The organism is Peribacillus sp. NPDC056705 (assembly GCF_043656335.1).
This window is the reverse complement of sequence record NZ_JBHTYI010000227.1, coordinates 1-709: the sequence shown is the minus strand read 5'-3', so window position 1 is coordinate 709 and position 709 is coordinate 1. Positions and strand designations below refer to the sequence as shown.

The 709-nt window shown below is 53.2% G+C and carries 1 protein-coding gene; it reads right to left on the bottom strand.

The genetic code is table 11. The features are described from left to right. Positions 1-53: 53 nt before the first annotated feature. Positions 54-709 (bottom strand): DNA-formamidopyrimidine glycosylase (gene mutM, locus ACFRAK_RS29175; RefSeq protein WP_394573224.1); only part of this gene is annotated, 656 nt, incomplete at its 5' end.

Below are 709 nucleotides of genomic sequence, written 5' to 3'. Positions count from 1 at the left end.
CCACATATGTTTCACAGTATATGTGGGGAGAAAAGAATGGGTGCATGCCTATTTTATGATTTCTTGTCCGGCTGACAGGCAGGACAGAAGTGAGTTCCGCGACCGCCGACCACGATTTTGTGAACCGGACCACCGCAGTTATAACACGGCTCGTCCTTGCGACCGTATACCTTGTGACTGTTCTGGAACATGCCCATCTCACCCTGGCCGTCAACGTAGGACTTAATGGAAGAGCCTCCGGCCGCTACCGCTTCGTTTAACGTATCCACAACCGCATGGTACAATACCTCAAGCTCCGGCTCAGACAAGCTGTTGGCGTTACGCTCCGGATGAATACCGGCCCGGTGCAGCGCCTCATCGACATATATATTGCCGATCCCAACAACATATGCCTGATTCAGCAGCACGGCTTTGATCTTCGTCTTCTTCGTGCCGATAATCTCCTGAAAGGTTCGCGGCGTGAGCGTATCGCCCAGCGGCTCGTAGCCGAGCTTAACCAGAGGAGCTTGGGTGAATTCCTCTCCCGGCGCGAACAAGTGCATCGTACCGAATTGACGCACATCCTTGTATCTCAGCTCCGTTCCGTCCGAGAAATGAAAGATAACATGCGTATGTTTCTCCACGGGTTCTCCGGATCGATACACGCCGTACCGTCCTTCCATGCGAAGGTGAGAGACCAGCACCAATCCGTCCAGCAATATCCGCAAAA